General features: G+C 54.4%; 29 protein-coding genes. All 29 read right to left on the bottom strand.

Going from position 1 to position 16,783, the window contains the following annotated elements; all coding sequences use genetic code 11:
• Positions 1 to 8 precede the first annotated feature (8 nt).
• The 29 genes from AC1DWM_RS21660 to fusA all read right to left on the bottom strand — a co-directional run bounded on the left by AC1DWM_RS21660 (position 9) and on the right by fusA (position 16,769).
• Positions 9 to 1,010: a DNA-directed RNA polymerase subunit alpha gene (locus AC1DWM_RS21660; protein WP_003186012.1), complete on the bottom strand. Its 1,002-nt coding sequence runs from the start codon at positions 1,008 to 1,010 to the stop codon at positions 9 to 11.
• A 22-nt stretch (positions 1,011 to 1,032) separates the two neighbouring features.
• Positions 1,033 to 1,653, bottom strand: a complete 621-nt coding sequence (gene rpsD, locus AC1DWM_RS21655) for a 30S ribosomal protein S4 (RefSeq protein WP_003210056.1) — start codon at positions 1,651 to 1,653, stop codon at positions 1,033 to 1,035.
• An 18-nt stretch (positions 1,654 to 1,671) separates the two neighbouring features.
• Positions 1,672 to 2,061 (bottom strand): 30S ribosomal protein S11, encoded by a 390-nt coding sequence (gene rpsK, locus AC1DWM_RS21650; protein WP_002555466.1) that lies wholly within the window; start codon positions 2,059 to 2,061, stop codon positions 1,672 to 1,674.
• A gap of 30 nt (positions 2,062 to 2,091) precedes the next feature.
• The gene (rpsM, locus tag AC1DWM_RS21645; RefSeq protein WP_003186020.1) at positions 2,092 to 2,448 is read right to left on the bottom strand and encodes a 30S ribosomal protein S13; all 357 of its coding nucleotides are present in this window, start codon (positions 2,446 to 2,448) and stop codon (positions 2,092 to 2,094) included.
• A gap of 130 nt (positions 2,449 to 2,578) precedes the next feature.
• Positions 2,579 to 2,695 (bottom strand): 50S ribosomal protein L36, encoded by a 117-nt coding sequence (gene rpmJ / locus AC1DWM_RS21640; RefSeq protein WP_002555468.1) that lies wholly within the window; start codon positions 2,693 to 2,695, stop codon positions 2,579 to 2,581.
• Positions 2,696 to 2,722: 27 nt separating this feature from the next.
• A complete protein-coding gene (gene secY / locus AC1DWM_RS21635) occupies positions 2,723 to 4,051 on the bottom strand; it encodes a preprotein translocase subunit SecY (protein ID WP_042610655.1) in 1,329 nt (442 codons plus the stop codon).
• Positions 4,052 to 4,489: a 50S ribosomal protein L15 gene (gene rplO, locus AC1DWM_RS21630; RefSeq protein ID WP_007896782.1), complete on the bottom strand. Its 438-nt coding sequence runs from the start codon at positions 4,487 to 4,489 to the stop codon at positions 4,052 to 4,054.
• A gap of 3 nt (positions 4,490 to 4,492) precedes the next feature.
• Complete coding sequence (gene rpmD, locus AC1DWM_RS21625; RefSeq protein ID WP_003186033.1) at positions 4,493 to 4,669, bottom strand: 50S ribosomal protein L30; 177 nt, start codon at positions 4,667 to 4,669, stop codon at positions 4,493 to 4,495.
• Between the two features lie 2 nt (positions 4,670 to 4,671).
• Positions 4,672 to 5,172, bottom strand: a complete 501-nt coding sequence (gene rpsE / locus AC1DWM_RS21620; protein ID WP_007943782.1) for a 30S ribosomal protein S5 — start codon at positions 5,170 to 5,172, stop codon at positions 4,672 to 4,674.
• A 3-nt stretch (positions 5,173 to 5,175) separates the two neighbouring features.
• Positions 5,176 to 5,526, bottom strand: coding sequence for a 50S ribosomal protein L18 (gene rplR, locus AC1DWM_RS21615; RefSeq protein ID WP_003186037.1), 351 nt, complete (start codon positions 5,524 to 5,526; stop codon positions 5,176 to 5,178).
• 10 nt (positions 5,527 to 5,536) lie between these two features.
• A complete protein-coding gene (gene rplF, locus AC1DWM_RS21610) occupies positions 5,537 to 6,070 on the bottom strand; it encodes a 50S ribosomal protein L6 (RefSeq protein ID WP_007896774.1) in 534 nt (177 codons plus the stop codon).
• 12 nt (positions 6,071 to 6,082) lie between these two features.
• Positions 6,083 to 6,475 (bottom strand): 30S ribosomal protein S8, encoded by a 393-nt coding sequence (rpsH, locus tag AC1DWM_RS21605; RefSeq protein ID WP_003186040.1) that lies wholly within the window; start codon positions 6,473 to 6,475, stop codon positions 6,083 to 6,085.
• 209 nt (positions 6,476 to 6,684) lie between these two features.
• Positions 6,685 to 6,990: a 30S ribosomal protein S14 gene (gene rpsN / locus AC1DWM_RS21600; RefSeq protein ID WP_003176414.1), complete on the bottom strand. Its 306-nt coding sequence runs from the start codon at positions 6,988 to 6,990 to the stop codon at positions 6,685 to 6,687.
• Between the two features lie 13 nt (positions 6,991 to 7,003).
• The gene (rplE, locus tag AC1DWM_RS21595) at positions 7,004 to 7,543 is read right to left on the bottom strand and encodes a 50S ribosomal protein L5 (protein ID WP_003176415.1); all 540 of its coding nucleotides are present in this window, start codon (positions 7,541 to 7,543) and stop codon (positions 7,004 to 7,006) included.
• A gap of 20 nt (positions 7,544 to 7,563) precedes the next feature.
• Positions 7,564 to 7,878, bottom strand: a complete 315-nt coding sequence (gene rplX, locus AC1DWM_RS21590; protein ID WP_003176416.1) for a 50S ribosomal protein L24 — start codon at positions 7,876 to 7,878, stop codon at positions 7,564 to 7,566.
• An 11-nt stretch (positions 7,879 to 7,889) separates the two neighbouring features.
• Positions 7,890 to 8,258, bottom strand: a complete 369-nt coding sequence (rplN, locus tag AC1DWM_RS21585) for a 50S ribosomal protein L14 (protein ID WP_002555479.1) — start codon at positions 8,256 to 8,258, stop codon at positions 7,890 to 7,892.
• 23 nt (positions 8,259 to 8,281) lie between these two features.
• Positions 8,282 to 8,548 (bottom strand): 30S ribosomal protein S17, encoded by a 267-nt coding sequence (gene rpsQ / locus AC1DWM_RS21580; RefSeq protein WP_003176419.1) that lies wholly within the window; start codon positions 8,546 to 8,548, stop codon positions 8,282 to 8,284.
• A 2-nt stretch (positions 8,549 to 8,550) separates the two neighbouring features.
• A complete protein-coding gene (rpmC, locus tag AC1DWM_RS21575) occupies positions 8,551 to 8,742 on the bottom strand; it encodes a 50S ribosomal protein L29 (RefSeq protein WP_008030901.1) in 192 nt (63 codons plus the stop codon).
• Positions 8,742 to 9,155, bottom strand: a complete 414-nt coding sequence (gene rplP / locus AC1DWM_RS21570; RefSeq protein WP_007896757.1) for a 50S ribosomal protein L16 — start codon at positions 9,153 to 9,155, stop codon at positions 8,742 to 8,744. The genes rpmC and rplP overlap by 1 nt, the downstream gene beginning before the upstream one ends.
• Positions 9,156 to 9,167: 12 nt before the next feature.
• Positions 9,168 to 9,854, bottom strand: a complete 687-nt coding sequence (rpsC, locus tag AC1DWM_RS21565) for a 30S ribosomal protein S3 (RefSeq protein ID WP_003176422.1) — start codon at positions 9,852 to 9,854, stop codon at positions 9,168 to 9,170.
• Between the two features lie 13 nt (positions 9,855 to 9,867).
• Positions 9,868 to 10,200 (bottom strand): 50S ribosomal protein L22, encoded by a 333-nt coding sequence (rplV, locus tag AC1DWM_RS21560; RefSeq protein ID WP_003103908.1) that lies wholly within the window; start codon positions 10,198 to 10,200, stop codon positions 9,868 to 9,870.
• Positions 10,201 to 10,213: 13 nt separating this feature from the next.
• Positions 10,214 to 10,489 carry a 30S ribosomal protein S19 gene (gene rpsS / locus AC1DWM_RS21555; protein ID WP_002555486.1) on the bottom strand — a complete coding sequence of 92 codons (276 nt, stop codon included), beginning with the start codon at positions 10,487 to 10,489 and terminating at the stop codon, positions 10,214 to 10,216.
• 16 nt (positions 10,490 to 10,505) lie between these two features.
• Positions 10,506 to 11,330: a 50S ribosomal protein L2 gene (rplB, locus tag AC1DWM_RS21550; protein WP_003176423.1), complete on the bottom strand. Its 825-nt coding sequence runs from the start codon at positions 11,328 to 11,330 to the stop codon at positions 10,506 to 10,508.
• 14 nt (positions 11,331 to 11,344) lie between these two features.
• Positions 11,345 to 11,644, bottom strand: a complete 300-nt coding sequence (gene rplW / locus AC1DWM_RS21545) for a 50S ribosomal protein L23 (RefSeq protein WP_002555488.1) — start codon at positions 11,642 to 11,644, stop codon at positions 11,345 to 11,347.
• Complete coding sequence (gene rplD, locus AC1DWM_RS21540; RefSeq protein WP_007896707.1) at positions 11,641 to 12,243, bottom strand: 50S ribosomal protein L4; 603 nt, start codon at positions 12,241 to 12,243, stop codon at positions 11,641 to 11,643. The genes rplW and rplD overlap by 4 nt, the downstream gene beginning before the upstream one ends.
• Before the next feature lie 12 nt (positions 12,244 to 12,255).
• Positions 12,256 to 12,891, bottom strand: a complete 636-nt coding sequence (gene rplC / locus AC1DWM_RS21535) for a 50S ribosomal protein L3 (protein WP_003186059.1) — start codon at positions 12,889 to 12,891, stop codon at positions 12,256 to 12,258.
• Between the two features lie 80 nt (positions 12,892 to 12,971).
• Complete coding sequence (gene rpsJ / locus AC1DWM_RS21530; protein WP_003186070.1) at positions 12,972 to 13,283, bottom strand: 30S ribosomal protein S10; 312 nt, start codon at positions 13,281 to 13,283, stop codon at positions 12,972 to 12,974.
• Positions 13,284 to 13,439: 156 nt separating this feature from the next.
• Positions 13,440 to 14,633 carry an elongation factor Tu gene (tuf, locus tag AC1DWM_RS21525; RefSeq protein ID WP_027924378.1) on the bottom strand — a complete coding sequence of 398 codons (1,194 nt, stop codon included), beginning with the start codon at positions 14,631 to 14,633 and terminating at the stop codon, positions 13,440 to 13,442.
• Between the two features lie 30 nt (positions 14,634 to 14,663).
• On the bottom strand, positions 14,664 to 16,769 hold the full coding sequence (gene fusA / locus AC1DWM_RS21520; RefSeq protein WP_223521829.1) for an elongation factor G: 2,106 nt from the start codon (positions 16,767 to 16,769) through the stop codon (positions 14,664 to 14,666).
• Positions 16,770 to 16,783: the final 14 nt, after the last annotated feature.

The following is a 16,783-nucleotide window of genomic DNA, read 5'->3' as shown; positions in this document are numbered from 1 at the left end:
TACGACGATCAGGCAGTCGCCTTGTCGTCCTTCTTAAGACTTGCAGGCGGCCAGTTGTCGAGGCGCATGCCGAGGGACAGACCGCGGGAGGCCAGAACGTCCTTGATTTCAGTCAAGGATTTCTTGCCAAGGTTCGGAGTCTTCAACAGCTCTACTTCGGTACGCTGAATCAGGTCACCGATGTAGTAGATGTTTTCCGCCTTAAGGCAGTTAGCCGAACGTACAGTCAGTTCCAGATCGTCAACCGGGCGAAGCAGGATCGGATCGATCTCGTCTTCCTGCTCGACAACCACTGGCTCACTGTCACCTTTGAGATCGACGAACGCAGCCAACTGCTGTTGCAGAATGGTTGCAGCGCGGCGGATAGCCTCTTCAGGATCCAGAGTACCGTTGGTTTCCAGATCAATAACCAGCTTGTCCAGGTTAGTACGCTGCTCGACACGGGCGTTTTCCACCACGTATGCGATACGGCGAACCGGGCTGAACGAAGAGTCAAGCTGCAAGCGACCGATGCTGCGGCTTTCGTCTTCATCGCTCTGACGCGAGTCTGCCGGTTCATAACCACGACCACGAGCTACGGTGAGCTTCATGTTCAGGGCGCCGTTAGACGCCAGGTTAGCGATTACGTGATCGGGGTTAACGATCTCGACATCATGATCCAGCTGAATATCGGCAGCGGTAACCACCCCCGAACCCTTCTTCGACAAGGTCAGCGTAACTTCGTCACGACCGTGCAGCTTGATAGCCAGACCTTTAAGGTTCAACAGGATTTCAATTACGTCTTCCTGTACGCCTTCGATGGCGCTGTACTCATGGAGTACACCGTCAATCTCGGCCTCGACTACTGCACAGCCGGGCATTGAGGACAACAGGATGCGGCGCAGCGCGTTGCCCAGGGTGTGGCCGAAACCACGCTCGAGAGGCTCGAGAGTGATCTTGGCGCGGGTTGGACTGACAACCTGCACATCAATGTGGCGGGGTGTCAGGAACTCATTTACCGAAATCTGCATGGATGCACCTATTTTCTAGCCCTTACTTGGAGTAGAGCTCGACAATCAGGCTTTCGTTGATGTCGGCGGACAGATCACTGCGAGCTGGAACGTTCTTGAAAACGCCCGACTTCTTCTCAGTGTCTACTTCTACCCATTCTACGCGGCCACGTTGGGCACACAGATCGAGAGCTTGGACAATGCGAAGTTGGTTCTTTGCTTTCTCGCGAATCGCGACCACGTCACCAGCACGAACCTGGTAAGACGGTACGTTTACGGTCTGACCGTTAACGCTGACGGATTTGTGCGATACCAGCTGACGGGATTCGGCACGAGTAGAGCCAAAACCCATACGGTATACAACGTTGTCCAGACGGCATTCGAGCAGTTGCAGCAGGTTTTCACCGGTTGCACCTTTCTTGCCAGCAGCTTCTTTGTAGTAGCCGCTGAATTGACGCTCGAGAACGCCGTAGATACGACGGACCTTCTGCTTTTCACGCAGTTGGGTGCCGTAATCGGACTGGCGACCGCGGCGTTGGCCGTGGATACCAGGTGCTGCTTCAATGTTGCACTTCGATTCGATCGCGCGCACGCCGCTCTTCAGAAAGAGATCGGTGCCTTCGCGACGAGCGAGTTTGCATTTTGGACCAATGTAACGAGCCATTCTTTACAATCTCCTGGATTACACGCGGCGCTTCTTCGGCGGACGGCACCCGTTGTGCGGGATTGGCGTCACGTCGGTGATGCTGGCGATCTTGTAGCCACAGCCGTTCAAAGCGCGGACTGCAGATTCACGACCTGGGCCTGGACCTTTGACGTTAACGTCGAGGTTTTTCAGACCGTATTCCAGCGCAGCTTGGCCAGCACGTTCAGCAGCTACTTGAGCAGCAAACGGGGTGGACTTGCGGGAACCGCGGAAACCCGAACCACCGGAGGTAGCCCAGGAAAGAGCGTTGCCTTGACGGTCGGTGATGGTCACGATTGTGTTGTTAAAAGATGCATGGATGTGGGCGATGCCATCAACCACTGTCTTTTTAACTTTTTTACGAGGACGAGCAGCAGGTTTAGCCATGATTAATTTCCTGTCGATTCGCTGGGGCGATTACTTGCGGATCGGCTTACGCGGACCTTTACGGGTACGCGCGTTAGTCTTGGTACGCTGACCGCGCACTGGAAGACCACGACGATGACGCAGACCGCGATAGCAACCGAGGTCCATCAAACGCTTGATTTTCATGTTGATTTCGCGACGCAGGTCACCTTCAGTGGTGAACTTCGCCACTTCGCCACGCAGCTGTTCAATCTGCTCGTCGCTCAGATCTTTGATCTTTGCGGCTGGGTTTACCCCAGTCACTGCACAGATCTTCTGTGCAGTAGTGCGACCAACACCATAGATGTAGGTCAGCGAGATAACAGTATGCTTGTTATCTGGAATGTTAACGCCTGCAATACGGGCCATTCAGTGGGACTCCAATTGACAGCTACCTACGCCCCGGAAGCCAAGAAATAGGGCGCGAGATAATATCGCTGTAATAACAAATAATCAACCCGGTAGCGCACTAGCTACCGGGCTTGAAGCACAATCACACTCAGCCTTGGCGCTGTTTGTGACGCGGTTCCGCGCTGCAAATTACTCGAACAACACCTTCGCGGCGAATAATTTTGCAGTTACGGCACAGCTTTTTCACCGATGCACGAACTTTCATCACCAACTCCTCGAACCTTATGGGTACTCAGCGCAACATGCCGCTGCCGTAACCCTTCAGGTTGGCTTTCTTCATCAGGGATTCGTACTGGTGCGAAACGAGGTGCGATTGTACTTGGGACATGAAGTCCATCACAACCACGACGACGATCAGCAACGAGGTCCCGCCAAGGTAGAACGGTACGTTTGCTGCAACCACCAGGAACTGGGGCAACAAGCACACGGCCGTCATGTAAAGAGCACCGAACATGGTCAAGCGAGTCAGAACGCCGTCAATGTAGCGCGCAGACTGCTCACCTGGACGGATGCCCGGAATAAAGGCACCGGACTTCTTCAGGTTTTCCGCTACGTCTTTCGGATTGAACATCAACGCCGTATAGAAGAAGCAGAAGAAAATAATCCCTGCACTAAACAGCAGAATATTCAACGGCTGACCAGGAGCGATCGACTGCGAGATGTCCTGCAACCAGCCCATACCTTCAGACTGACCGAACCAGGCACCCAACGAAGCCGGGAACAGCAAAATGCTGCTCGCGAAAATGGCCGGAATAACACCGGCCATGTTCACCTTCAGCGGCAAGTGGCTAGTCTGCGCAGCAAAAACCTTGCGGCCCTGCTGACGCTTGGCGTAGTGAACAGCAATACGACGCTGACCACGCTCAATGAACACCACGAAACCGATAATCGCTACTGCCAGCAAACCGATGGCAACCAGGGCGAAGATGTTGATATCACCCTGACGTGCAGACTCGAAAGACTGCCCGATCGCTCTCGGAAGACCGGCGACGATACCCGAAAAAATCAACATCGAGATACCGTTGCCAACACCACGCTCAGTAATCTGCTCACCCAGCCACATCATGAACATCGCACCAGCCACAAAAGTGGTTACTGCGACGAAATGGAAGCCAAAGTCACCAGTGAACGCAACGCCCTGCCCCGCCAGACCAATGGACATGCCAATAGCCTGAACGAGAGCGAGGACGACAGTGCCGTAGCGGGTGTACTGGCTGATCTTGCGACGGCCAGCTTCACCTTCCTTCTTCAACTGTTCCAGCTGCGGGCTGACGGCGGTCATCAGTTGCATGATGATCGATGCCGAAATGTACGGCATGATACCCAGTGCAAAGATGCTCATCCGCTCCAGCGCGCCGCCGGAAAACATGTTGAACAAGCTAAGAATGGTCCCCTCATTCTGTCGAAACAGGTCCGCGAGTCGGTCCGGGTTGATACCTGGAACCGGGATGTGTGCGCCTATTCGGTAGACGATAATCGCCAGGAACAGAAAACGCAGACGAGCCCAGAGTTCAGACATACCGCCTTTGCCGAGCGCAGAGAGAGCACCTTGCTTAGCCATTTATTCCTCGAACTTGCCGCCAGCTGCTTCGATAGCCGCACGCGCACCTTTGGTGGCGCCGATTCCCTTTCCGATGGTGACAGCGCGAGTAACTTCGCCGGACAGCATGATTTTCACACGCTGTACGTTGACGTTGATCACGTTGGCATCTTTCAGGGACTGCACGGTGACGATGTCGCCTTCCACTTTAGCCAGCTCGGACAGACGCACTTCTGCGCGATCCATGGCTTTCAGGGAAACGAAACCGAACTTCGGCAGGCGACGATGCAGCGGCTGTTGACCGCCTTCAAAGCCTGGAGCAATGGTGCCACCGGAGCGGGAGGACTGACCTTTGTGGCCACGGCCACCGGTCTTGCCCAAACCACTACCGATACCACGGCCCGGACGATGCTTTTCGCGACGGGAACCCGGCGCTGGACTCAGATCATTGAGTTTCATCGATTAACCCTCGACACGCAGCATGTAGTAAGCCTTGTTGATCATCCCGCGATTCTCGGGAGTATCAAGTACTTCTACAGTGTGACCGATGCGACGCAGACCCAGACCCTTAACGCACAGTTTGTGGTTAGGGATGCGGCCGGTCATGCTTTTGATCAGCGTAACTTTAACGGTAGCCATGATCAGAAGATCTCCTTGACGCTTTTGCCACGCTTGGCGGCAATGGATTCAGGAGACTGCATAGCTTTCAAACCTTTGAAAGTGGCGTGAACCACGTTTACCGGGTTAGTCGAGCCGTAGCACTTGGCCAGAACGTTCTGAACGCCAGCAACTTCGAGGACAGCACGCATAGCGCCGCCAGCGATGATACCGGTACCTTCAGAAGCAGGCTGCATGTACACCTTCGAAGCGCCGTGACCGGACTTCATTGCGTACTGCAGAGTGGTGCCGTTCAGATCAACTTGGATCATGTTGCGACGAGCAGCTTCCATTGCCTTCTGGATCGCAGCAGGCACTTCACGTGACTTGCCACGGCCGAAGCCAACACGCCCTTTACCATCACCAACCACGGTCAACGCGGTGAAAGTGAAGATACGGCCGCCTTTAACGGTTTTGGCTACGCGGTTAACTTGAACCAGCTTCTCAATGTAGCCTTCGTCGCGCTTTTGGTCGTTATTTGACATAACTTAGAACTCCAGCCCAGCTTCACGAGCAGCATCAGCCAGCGCCTTGACGCGGCCGTGGTACTTGAAGCCAGAGCGGTCGAAAGCCACCTGCGAGACGCCAGCGGCTTTAGCACGCGTAGCGACCAGCTGGCCAACCTTAGTGGCCGCGTCGATGTTGCCAGTGGCGCCATCACGCAGTTCTTTATCCAAAGTCGAGGCAGATGCCAGGACTTTGTTGCCGTCGGCCGAAATGACCTGGGCGTAGATGTGCTGCGACGAGCGGAACACGCAGAGACGCACGACTTCGAGTTCGTGCATTTTCAGGCGTGCTTTGCGAGCGCGACGCAGTCGAGTAACTTTTTTGTCGGTCATTTGCTATGCCCTACTTCTTCTTGGCTTCTTTACGACGGACGACTTCGTCCGCGTAGCGCACACCTTTGCCTTTGTACGGCTCTGGTGGACGGAAGTCGCGGATCTCGGCGGCCACTTGACCTACCAGCTGCTTATCGATACCCCGAATCAGGATGTCGGTTTGGCTAGGAGTCTCAGCGGTGATGCCTTCCGGCAGTTCATAATCCACTGGGTGCGAGAAGCCAAGAGCCAGGTTCAGCACTGTGCCTTTTGCTTGCGCTTTGTAACCAACACCGACCAGCTGGAGCTTGCGCTCGAAGCCTTGGCTTACGCCTTGGACCATGTTGTTTACCAACGCACGAGTGGTACCAGCCATTGCGCGAGTTTGTTGATCGCCATTGCGAGCAGCGAAACGCAGCTCACCAGCTTCTTCAACGATCTCAACGGACGAATGGATGTTCAGTTCGAGAGTACCCTTGGCACCCTTCACCGAAAGCTGTTGGCCTGCGAATTTTACTTCGACACCGGCTGGCAGCTTAACGGGGTTCTTAGCGACGCGTGACATGCTTATCCCCCCTTAGAACACAGTGCAAAGAACTTCGCCGCCGACACCGGCAGCGCGCGCAGCACGATCCGTCATCACACCTTTGTTGGTGGAGACGATAGACACACCGAGACCGCCACGAACTTTTGGCAGATCATCGACGGACTTGTACTGACGCAGGCCTGGACGGCTAACGCGCTTCACTTCCTCGATGACCGGACGGCCTTCGAAGTACTTCAGCTCGATGGACAGCAGTGGTTTGATTTCGCTGCTGATCTGATAACCCGCAATGTAACCTTCGTCCTTCAGGACTTTGGCAACAGCTACCTTCAAAGTAGAAGATGGCATGCTTACGACGGACTTTTCAGCCATCTGGGCATTACGGATTCGAGTTAGCATGTCCGCTAACGGGTCCTGCATACTCATGGGCTAGACGCTCCTAATACAAAAAAATTAGCCTTGCGGCTACTACTTGTCGCCGAGCTCATCCATGCGAAAAAAGCACGGGCTCAGGCGAGCCGGGTATTCTAGACACACCCCACAAATGAATCAAGCCCCAATAGGGGCTTGATTCAAGTTCAAGGTCACCGGCGGTCAGGATCTTGCGAACCTGGACGCCGAGACTTTGATAGTGCTTACCAGCTGGCTTTAACCAGACCAGGTACGTCACCACGCATTGCAGCTTCACGCAGCTTGTTACGGCCGAGGCCGAACTTGCGGTAAACGCCGTGTGGACGACCGGTCAGGCGGCAGCGGTTACGCATGCGCGAAGCGCTTGCGTCACGTGGCTGCTTCTGCAGAGCTACTGTAGCTTCCCAACGCGCTTCTGGACTTGCGTTCAGATCAACGATGATTGCTTTCAGTGCTGCACGCTTTTTGGCGTACTTGGCAACCGTGAGCTGACGCTTCAGCTCGCGGTTTTTCATGCTCATCTTGGCCATTTTCCTACTCCAATCAGTTGCGGAACGGGAATTTGAAAGCACGCAACAGCGCGCGACCTTCATCATCGTTCTTGGCAGTGGTGGTCAGGGTAATGTCCAGACCGCGGAGAGCATCGATCTTGTCGTAGTCGATTTCCGGGAAGATGATCTGCTCTTTAACGCCCATGCTGTAGTTACCACGACCATCGAAGGACTTGGCATTCAGGCCGCGGAAGTCGCGAACCCGAGGCAGGGAGATCGACAGCAGACGATCCAGGAATTCGTACATACGCTCACGGCGCAGGGTCACTTTGACGCCGATCGGCCAACCTTCACGGACTTTAAAGCCAGCGATGGATTTCCGAGCGTAAGTCACAACGACTTTCTGACCGGTGATCTTTTCCAGGTCGGCAACAGCGTGCTCGATGACTTTCTTGTCACCGACTGCTTCGCCCAGACCCATGTTCAGGGTGATTTTGGTAACGCGTGGAACTTCCATCACGTTCGAAAGCTTAAGTTCTTCCTTAAGCTTCGGTGCGATTTCCTTCCAGTAAATCTCTTTTAGTCGTGCCATGGTCTTCTACCTAGCAGTGTTCAAGCATCAACCGCTTTTTGGGTCGACTTGAAGACACGAATTTTCTTGCCGTCTTCTACTTTGAAACCAACGCGATCAGCCTTGTTGGTTTCGCCGTTGAAAATGGCGACGTTAGAAGCGTCCAGTGGAGCTTCTTTTTCGACGATACCGCCCTGTACGCCCGACATCGGGTTAGGCTTGGTATGACGCTTAACCAGGTTCAGACCACCAATAACCAGACGGTTATTAGCGAGAACCTTAAGCACCTTACCGCGCTTACCTTTGTCTTTGCCGGCGATCACGATGATCTCGTCGTCACGACGAATCTTTTGCATGTCGGATCTCCTTACAGCACTTCTGGGGCGAGCGAGACGATCTTCATGAACTTCTCAGTACGAAGTTCACGGGTCACTGGCCCAAAGATACGGGTGCCGATCGGCTCTTGCTTGTTGTTCAGAAGAACAGCAGCGTTGCCATCAAAGCGGATAATGGAGCCATCAGCACGACGTACGCCGTGACGAGTGCGGACTACAACAGCAGTCATCACTTGGCCTTTTTTCACTTTGCCGCGAGGAATTGCTTCCTTGACGGTAACTTTGATGATGTCACCGATACCAGCGTAACGACGATGGGAGCCACCCAGCACCTTGATGCACATAACACGGCGAGCGCCAGAGTTATCGGCCACATCGAGCATGGATTGAGTCTGAATCATATAATTTCTCCGACCCCTAGTCCTTAGACTTCCACAGCGCGTTCGAGAACATCAACCAGCGCCCAAGACTTAGTCTTGGCCAAAGGACGAGTTTCACGAATAGTGACTTTGTCGCCGATGTGGCACTGATTGGTTTCGTCGTGCGCGTGCAGCTTAGTCGAACGCTTAACGTATTTACCGTAGATCGGGTGCTTAACGCGACGCTCGATCAGAACGGTGATGGTCTTGTCCATTTTGTCGCTGACAACACGGCCAGTCAGCGTACGGACGGTTTTTTCGGCTTCAGCCATGATTACTTACCTGCCTGCTGTTTGAGCACAGTCTTCACGCGAGCGATGTCACGCTTAACTTGCCGGAGCAGGTGAGACTGCCCCAACTGGCCAGTTGCTTTCTGCATCCGCAGATTGAACTGGTCGCGCAGCAGGCCGAGCAGTTGCTCGTTAAGCTGCGGCGCGTCTTTTTCACGAAGTTCATTCGCTTTCATCACATCACCGTCCGTTTAACAAAAGCGGTGGCGAGCGGCAGCTTTGCAGCAGCCAGGGCAAAAGCCTCACGCGCCAGCTCTTCAGAAACGCCCTCGATTTCATACAGGACTTTGCCTGGCTGAATCTGGGCAACCCAGTACTCCACACTACCCTTACCTTTACCCATCCGAACTTCGAGTGGCTTTTTGGAAATAGGCTTGTCCGGGAATACACGGATCCAGATCTTGCCGCCACGTTTAACGTGACGGGTCAGTGCACGACGCGCTGACTCGATCTGACGAGCGGTGAGACGACCACGAGCTACAGACTTCAGCGCGAACTCGCCGAAGCTGACTTTGCTACCGCGCTGAGCCAGACCACGGTTGTGGCCTGTCATCTGCTTGCGGAACTTCGTACGCTTTGGTTGCAACATTTGGCGTACCCCTTACTTAGCAGCTTTTTTACGAGGCGCTGGTGCTTGTGGTTTCAGTTCTTCTTGGCGACCACCAATTACTTCGCCTTTGAAGATCCAAACCTTTACACCGATCACACCGTAAGTGGTGTGAGCTTCGTAGTTGGCATAGTCGATGTCGGCACGCAGGGTGTGCAGTGGCACACGACCTTCGCGATACCATTCAGTACGTGCGATTTCAGCACCGCCGAGACGACCGCTCACTTGGATTTTGATGCCTTTGGCACCAATGCGCATGGCGTTCTGAACAGCGCGCTTCATAGCGCGACGGAACATTACGCGACGCTCCAGCTGCTGAGCTACGCTCTGCGCAACCAGCATACCGTCGAGCTCCGGCTTGCGGATCTCTTCGATATTGATGTGCACAGGCACACCCATTTGCTTGGTCAGGTCCTGACGCAGTTTCTCAACATCTTCACCTTTCTTCCCGATAACGATACCTGGACGAGCGGTGTGGATGGTGATACGTGCAGTCTGAGCCGGACGATGGATATCGATACGGCTTACGGACGCGCTTTTTAGTTTGTCTTGGAGATACTCACGCACCTTCAGATCAGCGAACAAATAGTCCGCATAAGTCCGACCGTCTGCGTACCAGACGGAGGTGTGCTCCTTGACGATTCCCAGGCGAATGCCAATGGGATGTACTTTCTGACCCATCTCTTCGACTCCGTTACTTGTCAGCAACCTTGACAGTGATATGGCAAGACCGCTTGACGATGCGATCAGCACGGCCTTTGGCACGTGGCATGATGCGCTTCAGCGAACGCCCTTCGTTGACGAAAACGGTGCTGACCTTAAGGTCATCAACGTCTGCGCCTTCGTTATGCTCGGCGTTGGCTACGGCCGACTCCAGCACTTTCTTCATGATCTCGGCGGCTTTCTTACTGCTGAAAGCCAACAGGTTGAGCGCTTCGCCCACCTTCTTCCCGCGGATCTGGTCGGCGACCAAGCGGGCTTTCTGGGCGGAGATTCGAGCGCCCGACAACTTAGCGGCTACTTCCATCGTTCCTTACCCCTTAACGCTTGGCTTTCTTGTCTGCCACGTGCCCACGATATGTGCGGGTACCGGCAAACTCGCCCAGTTTGTGGCCGACCATGTCTTCGTTCACGAGAACTGGAACATGTTGACGACCGTTATGCACAGCAATGGTCAAACCGACCATTTGTGGCAGGATCATGGAACGGCGCGACCAGGTCTTAACTGGTTTGCGATCGTTCTTTTCCGCCGCCACTTCGATCTTCTTCAGTAGGTGAAGATCAATAAAAGGACCTTTTTTCAGAGAACGTGGCACTGTCGTATCCCTCTATTTACTTGCGACGACGGACGATCATTTTGTCGGTACGCTTATTACCACGAGTCTTCGCGCCCTTAGTCGGGAAGCCCCATGGCGATACCGGATGACGACCACCAGAGGTACGACCTTCACCACCACCATGTGGGTGGTCAACCGGGTTCATGGCAACACCACGAACGGTTGGGCGAACGCCACGCCAGCGTTTGGCACCAGCTTTACCCAGCGAACGCAGGCTGTGCTCGGAGTTCGAGACTTCGCCCAGGGTCGCGCGGCATTCAGCCAGCACTTTACGCATCTCACCAGAACGCAGACGCAGGGTCACGTAGACACCTTCACGAGCGATCAGCTGAGCCGAAGCACCAGCGGAACGAGCGATTTGCGCGCCTTTACCTGGCTTCAATTCGATGCCGTGTACGGTGCTACCAACTGGAATGTTACGCAGTTGCAGAGCGTTGCCCGGCTTGATCGGTGCCAGAGCACCTGCGATCAGCTGGTCACCAGCACTCACGCCTTTAGGGGCGATGATGTAGCGACGCTCGCCATCTGCGTACAGCAGCAGAGCGATGTGAGCAGTACGGTTTGGATCGTATTCAATACGCTCGACAGTGGCAGAGATGCCATCTTTGTCGTTGCGACGGAAATCGACCAGACGATAATGCTGCTTATGGCCACCACCGATGTGACGAGTGGTAATGCGACCATTGTTGTTACGACCACCAGTCTTCGATTTTTTCTCGAGCAGCGGTGCGTGAGGAGCGCCTTTATGCAGCTCCTGGTTGACCACCTTGACCACAAAACGGCGGCCAGGGGAAGTCGGTTTGCATTTAACGATTGCCATGATGCACCCCTTCCTTACTCAGCACTGCTGCTGAAATCGAGATCTTGGCCTGGCTGAAGGGAGATAACTGCCTTCTTCCAGTCATTACGCTTGCCCAGACCGCGAGCAGTGCGCTTGCTCTTACCCAGAACATTCAGGGTAGTAACACGCTCTACTTTCACGCTGAACAGGCTTTCGACGGCCTTCTTGATTTCCAGCTTGGTTGCGTCAGTTGCAACCTTGAAAACGAACTGGCCTTTCTTGTCAGCCAGAACCGTAGCCTTCTCGGAAACGTGCGGGCCAAGCAGAACTTTAAATACGCGTTCCTGGTTCATCCCAGCAGCTCCTCGAATTTCTTCACGGCCGACACGGTGATCAACACCTTGTCGTATGCGATCAGACTAACTGGATCGGAACCCTGCACGTCACGCACATCAACGTGTGGCAGGTTACGAGCAGCCAGGTACAGGTTCTGATCAACGACTTCAGACACGATCAAGACGTCAGTCAAGCCCATGCCAGTCAGTTTGTTCAGCAGATCTTTGGTCTTCGGTGCATCAACAGCGAAGTCCTGAACCACAACCAGACGATCAGTACGCACCAGCTCAGCAAGGATGGAACGCATTGCTGCGCGATACATCTTCTTGTTCAGCTTCTGGGTGTGATCCTGAGGACGAGCTGCGAAAGTGGTACCGCCGCCACGCCAGATTGGGCTACGGATAGTACCGGCACGAGCACGGCCAGTACCTTTCTGACGCCATGGGCGCTTACCGCCACCACGAACGTCGGATCGGGTCTTTTGCTGCTTGGAACCCTGACGGCCGCCGGCCATGTAGGCCACGACTGCTTGGTGAACCAGCGTCTCGTTGAATTCGCCGCCAAATGTCAGTTCGGAAACTTCGATCGCTTGAGCGTCATTTACATTTAATTGCATGTCAGCTTCCCCTTAACCGCGAGCCTTGGCTGCTGGACGTACAACCAAGTTGCCGCCAGTAGCGCCAGGAACAGCGCCCTTGACCAACAACAGATTGCGTTCAGCGTCCACGCGCACTACTTCGAGGGACTGCACGGTCACGCGCTCAGCGCCCATATGACCGGACATTTTTTTGCCCTTGAATACACGACCAGGAGTCTGGCACTGGCCGATAGAGCCTGGAACGCGGTGGGACACGGAGTTACCGTGGGTATTATCTTGCCCGCGGAAGTTCCAACGCTTGATCGTACCCTGGAAGCCTTTACCCTTGGACTGACCGGTTACATCAACCAGTTGACCAGCAGCGAAGATTTCAGCGTTGATCAGATCGCCGGCCTGGTACTCGCCTTCTTCAAGACGGAATTCCATTACGGTACGACCAGCGGCAACGTTCGCCTTAGCGAAGTGGCCAGCTTGAGCAGCTGTAACACGCGAAGCACGACGCTCGCCTACAGTGACTTGCACTGCACGGTAGCCATCGGTCTCTTCAGTTTTGAACTGGGTGACGCGATTCGGTTCGATCTCAATGACCGTGACCGGAATGGAGACACCTTCTTCGGTGAAAATACGGGTCATACCGCATTTACGACCGACTACACCAATAGTCATGTTGTAAACCTCATGAGTGTACGGGGCTTTCACCCGCTATGGCCGCCCATTTCAGAGCGTTACACGACTAAGACCGAGTCTTAGCCGAGGCTGATCTGCACTTCCACACCGGCCGCAAGATCAAGCTTCATAAGAGCATCAACGGTTTTATCCGTTGGCTGGACGATGTCCAGAACGCGCTTATGAGTACGGATCTCGTACTGGTCACGCGCGTCTTTGTTGACGTGCGGGGAGACCAGAACGGTAAACCGCTCTTTACGGGTAGGCAGTGGAATTGGACCACGCACTTGAGCACCAGTACGTTTCGCGGTTTCCACGATTTCCTGGGTGGATTGGTCGATCAGGCGATGGTCAAAAGCCTTCAACCTGATACGGATTTGCTGATTTTGCATTGGATTTCAGACTCCGGCTGCTATTCCCACCGAGCGCAATACGCCCGTTAAAAGGAGGCGCAATTCTATAGACGCCCCAGATAGGTGTCAACCCAATAAAAAAGCCCCCGCTGAGCGGGGGCTTTTTCAAGTCATCAAAGCTTACTCAAAAAGAGCTTACTCGATGATTTTGGCTACGACGCCAGCGCCGACGGTACGACCGCCTTCACGGATAGCGAAACGCAGACCATCTTCCATCGCGATGGTTTTGATCAGGGTAACAGTCATCTGAATGTTGTCACCTGGCATTACCATTTCAACGCCTTCTGGCAGCTCGCAGTTACCAGTCACGTCAGTCGTACGGAAGTAGAACTGTGGACGGTAGCCTTTGAAGAACGGAGTATGACGACCGCCTTCTTCCTTGCTCAGAACGTAAACTTCTGCGGTGAACTTGGTGTGCGGCTTAACCGAACCCGGCTTAACCAGAACCTGGCCACGCTCAACGTCGTCACGCTTGGTGCCGCGCAGCAGCACRCCGCAGTTCTCGCCAGCACGACCTTCGTCGAGCAGCTTACGGAACATTTCAACACCGGTGCAGGTGGTGACGGTAGTGTCACGCAGACCAACGATTTCCAGCGGATCTTGTACGCGAACGATACCGCGCTCGATACGACCAGTCACAACAGTACCGCGACCTGAGATCGAGAATACGTCTTCGATTGGCATCAGGAACGGCTTGTCGGTCAGACGAACTGGTTCTGGGATGTAGCTGTCCAGAGTTTCAACCAGTTTACGAACGGCAGTGGTGCCCATTTCGTTGTCGTCTTTGCCTTCCAGAGCCATACGAGCGGAACCGATGATGATCGGAGTGTCGTCGCCTGGGAAGTCGTAAGTGCTCAGCAGATCGCGCACTTCCATCTCAACCAGTTCCAGCAGCTCAGCGTCGTCTACCAGGTCAGCCTTGTTCAGGAAAACCACGATGTACGGAACGCCTACCTGACGGGACAACAGGATGTGCTCACGGGTTTGCGGCATCGGACCATCAGCGGCCGAGCAAACCAGGATAGCGCCGTCCATCTGGGCAGCACCGGTGATCATGTTCTTCACATAGTCAGCGTGACCTGGGCAGTCAACGTGAGCGTAGTGACGGATCTTCGAGTTGTACTCGACGTGCGCGGTGTTGATGGTGATACCACGAGCTTTTTCTTCTGGCGCGCTGTCGATTTTATCGAAATCAACGATTGCCGAACCGAAAACCTCGGAGCAAACACGAGTCAGAGCAGCAGTCAGAGTGGTTTTACCGTGGTCAACGTGACCGATGGTGCCAACGTTGACGTGCGGTAGGGAACGATCAAATTTTTCTTTAGCCACGACAATTAACTCCTTGCCTAAAGGACTGAATCAGCCTTGTTTTTTGGTAACGGTTTCGACGATGTGCGACGGAGCCGTATTGTATTTTTTGAATTCCATAGAGTAGCTTGCGCGACCCTGGGACATGGAACGAACGTCGGTCGCATAACCGAACATCTCGCCCAGCGGAACTTCGGCGCGAATTACTTTGCCGGAGACCGTGTCTTCCATACCCAAAATCATGCCGCGACGACGGTTAAGGTCGCCCATCACGTCACCCATATAGTCTTCAGGCGTAACAACCTCTACCGCCATGATCGGCTCAAGCAACTCACCACCGCCCTTCTGGGCCAGTTGCTTGGTCGCCATGGAAGCAGCCACCTTAAACGCCATCTCGTTGGAGTCGACGTCATGGTAAGAACCATCAAACACGGTAGCCTTCAGGCCGATCAGCGGATAGCCGGCAACAACGCCGTTCTTCATCTGCTCTTCGATACCCTTCTGGATCGCCGGGATGTATTCCTTAGGAACCACACCACCCACGACTTCGTTCACGAATTGCAGACCTTCCTGACCTTCGTCAGCAGGAGCAAAACGAATCCAGCAATGGCCGAACTGGCCACGACCGCCGGATTGACGAACGAATTTGCCTTCGATTTCACAGTTCTTCGTGATGCGCTCACGATAGGAAACCTGAGGCTTACCAATGTTGGCTTCGACGTTGAACTCACGGCGCATCCGGTCAACCAGGATGTCCAGGTGCAGCTCGCCCATGCCGGAGATGATCGTTTGACCAGTCTCTTCATCGGTTTTGACGCGGAAAGATGGATCTTCCTGAGCAAGCTTGCCCAGAGCGATACCCATTTTTTCCTGGTCATCCTTGGTCTTAGGCTCTACGGCAACCGAAATAACCGGCTCCGGGAAGTCCATGCGAACCAGGATGATTGGCTTGTCAGCGTTGCACAAAGTCTCACCAGTGGTGACGTCCTTCATGCCGATCAAGGCCGCGATGTCACCAGCGCGTACTTCCTTGATTTCTTCACGGGCGTTTGCGTGCATTTGCACCATACGACCCACGCGCTCTTTCTTGCCTTTAACCGAGTTGATCACGCCGTCGCCGGAGGCCAACACGCCCGAGTAAACTCGAACAAAGGTCAAGGTACCCACGAATGGGTCGGTAGCGATCTTGAACGCCAGAGCCGAGAACGGCTCGCTGTCGTCTGCGTGACGCTCCATTTCCTTGGTCTCGTCATCCGGGTCAGTACCCTTGATGGCAGGAATGTCGGTAGGAGCAGGCAGGTAGTCGATAACGGCGTCGAGAACCAGGGGAACACCCTTGTTCTTGAAGGAAGAACCGCAAACAGCCAGAACGATCTCACCAGCGATAGTACGCTGACGCAGAGCGGCCTTGATTTCCGCGTTGGTGAGCTCTTCACCTTCGAGGTACTTGTTCATCAGCTCTTCGCTGGCTTCGGCAGCAGCCTCAACCATGTTGCCGCGCCACTCGTTAGCCAGTTCCTGCAGTTCAGCAGGGATAGGCTCGCGACGTGGAACCATGCCTTTGTCAGCATCGTTCCAGTAAACAGCTTCCATGGCCAACAGATCGATCTGACCCTGGAAATTGTCTTCGGAACCGATAGCCAACTGGATCGGCACCGGGGTATGACCCAGACGCTGCTTGATCTGACCGATCACGCGCAGGAAGTTCGCACCAGCACGGTCCATCTTGTTTACGTAAACAAGACGTGGAACACCATACTTGTTGGCTTGACGCCATACGGTTTCCGACTGAGGCTCAACACCCGAGGTACCGCAGAACACAACGACCGCGCCGTCGAGAACACGCAGGGAACGCTCAACTTCAATAGTGAAGTCTACGTGGCCCGGGGTGTCGATGACGTTAAAACGGTATTGGTCCTTGTGCTGCTTCTCGGAACCCTGCCAGAAGGCGGTAATAGCAGCAGAAGTAATGGTAATACCACGCTCCTGCTCCTGCACCATCCAGTCTGTGGTCGCGGCGCCGTCATGCACCTCGCCCATCTTGTGACTTTTGCCAGTGTAAAAAAGGACGCGCTCGGTGGTGGTGGTTTTACCAGCATCCACGTGTGCAACGATACCAATGTTACGGTAGCGATTAATCGGTGTTGTACGAGCCATAAAGCCCTCGCAAA

It is taken from the genome of Pseudomonas sp. P4_C8 (assembly GCF_056401975.1).
The sequence above is the reverse complement of the archived record's forward strand: the minus strand, read 5'-3'. Positions and strand labels throughout refer to the sequence as shown.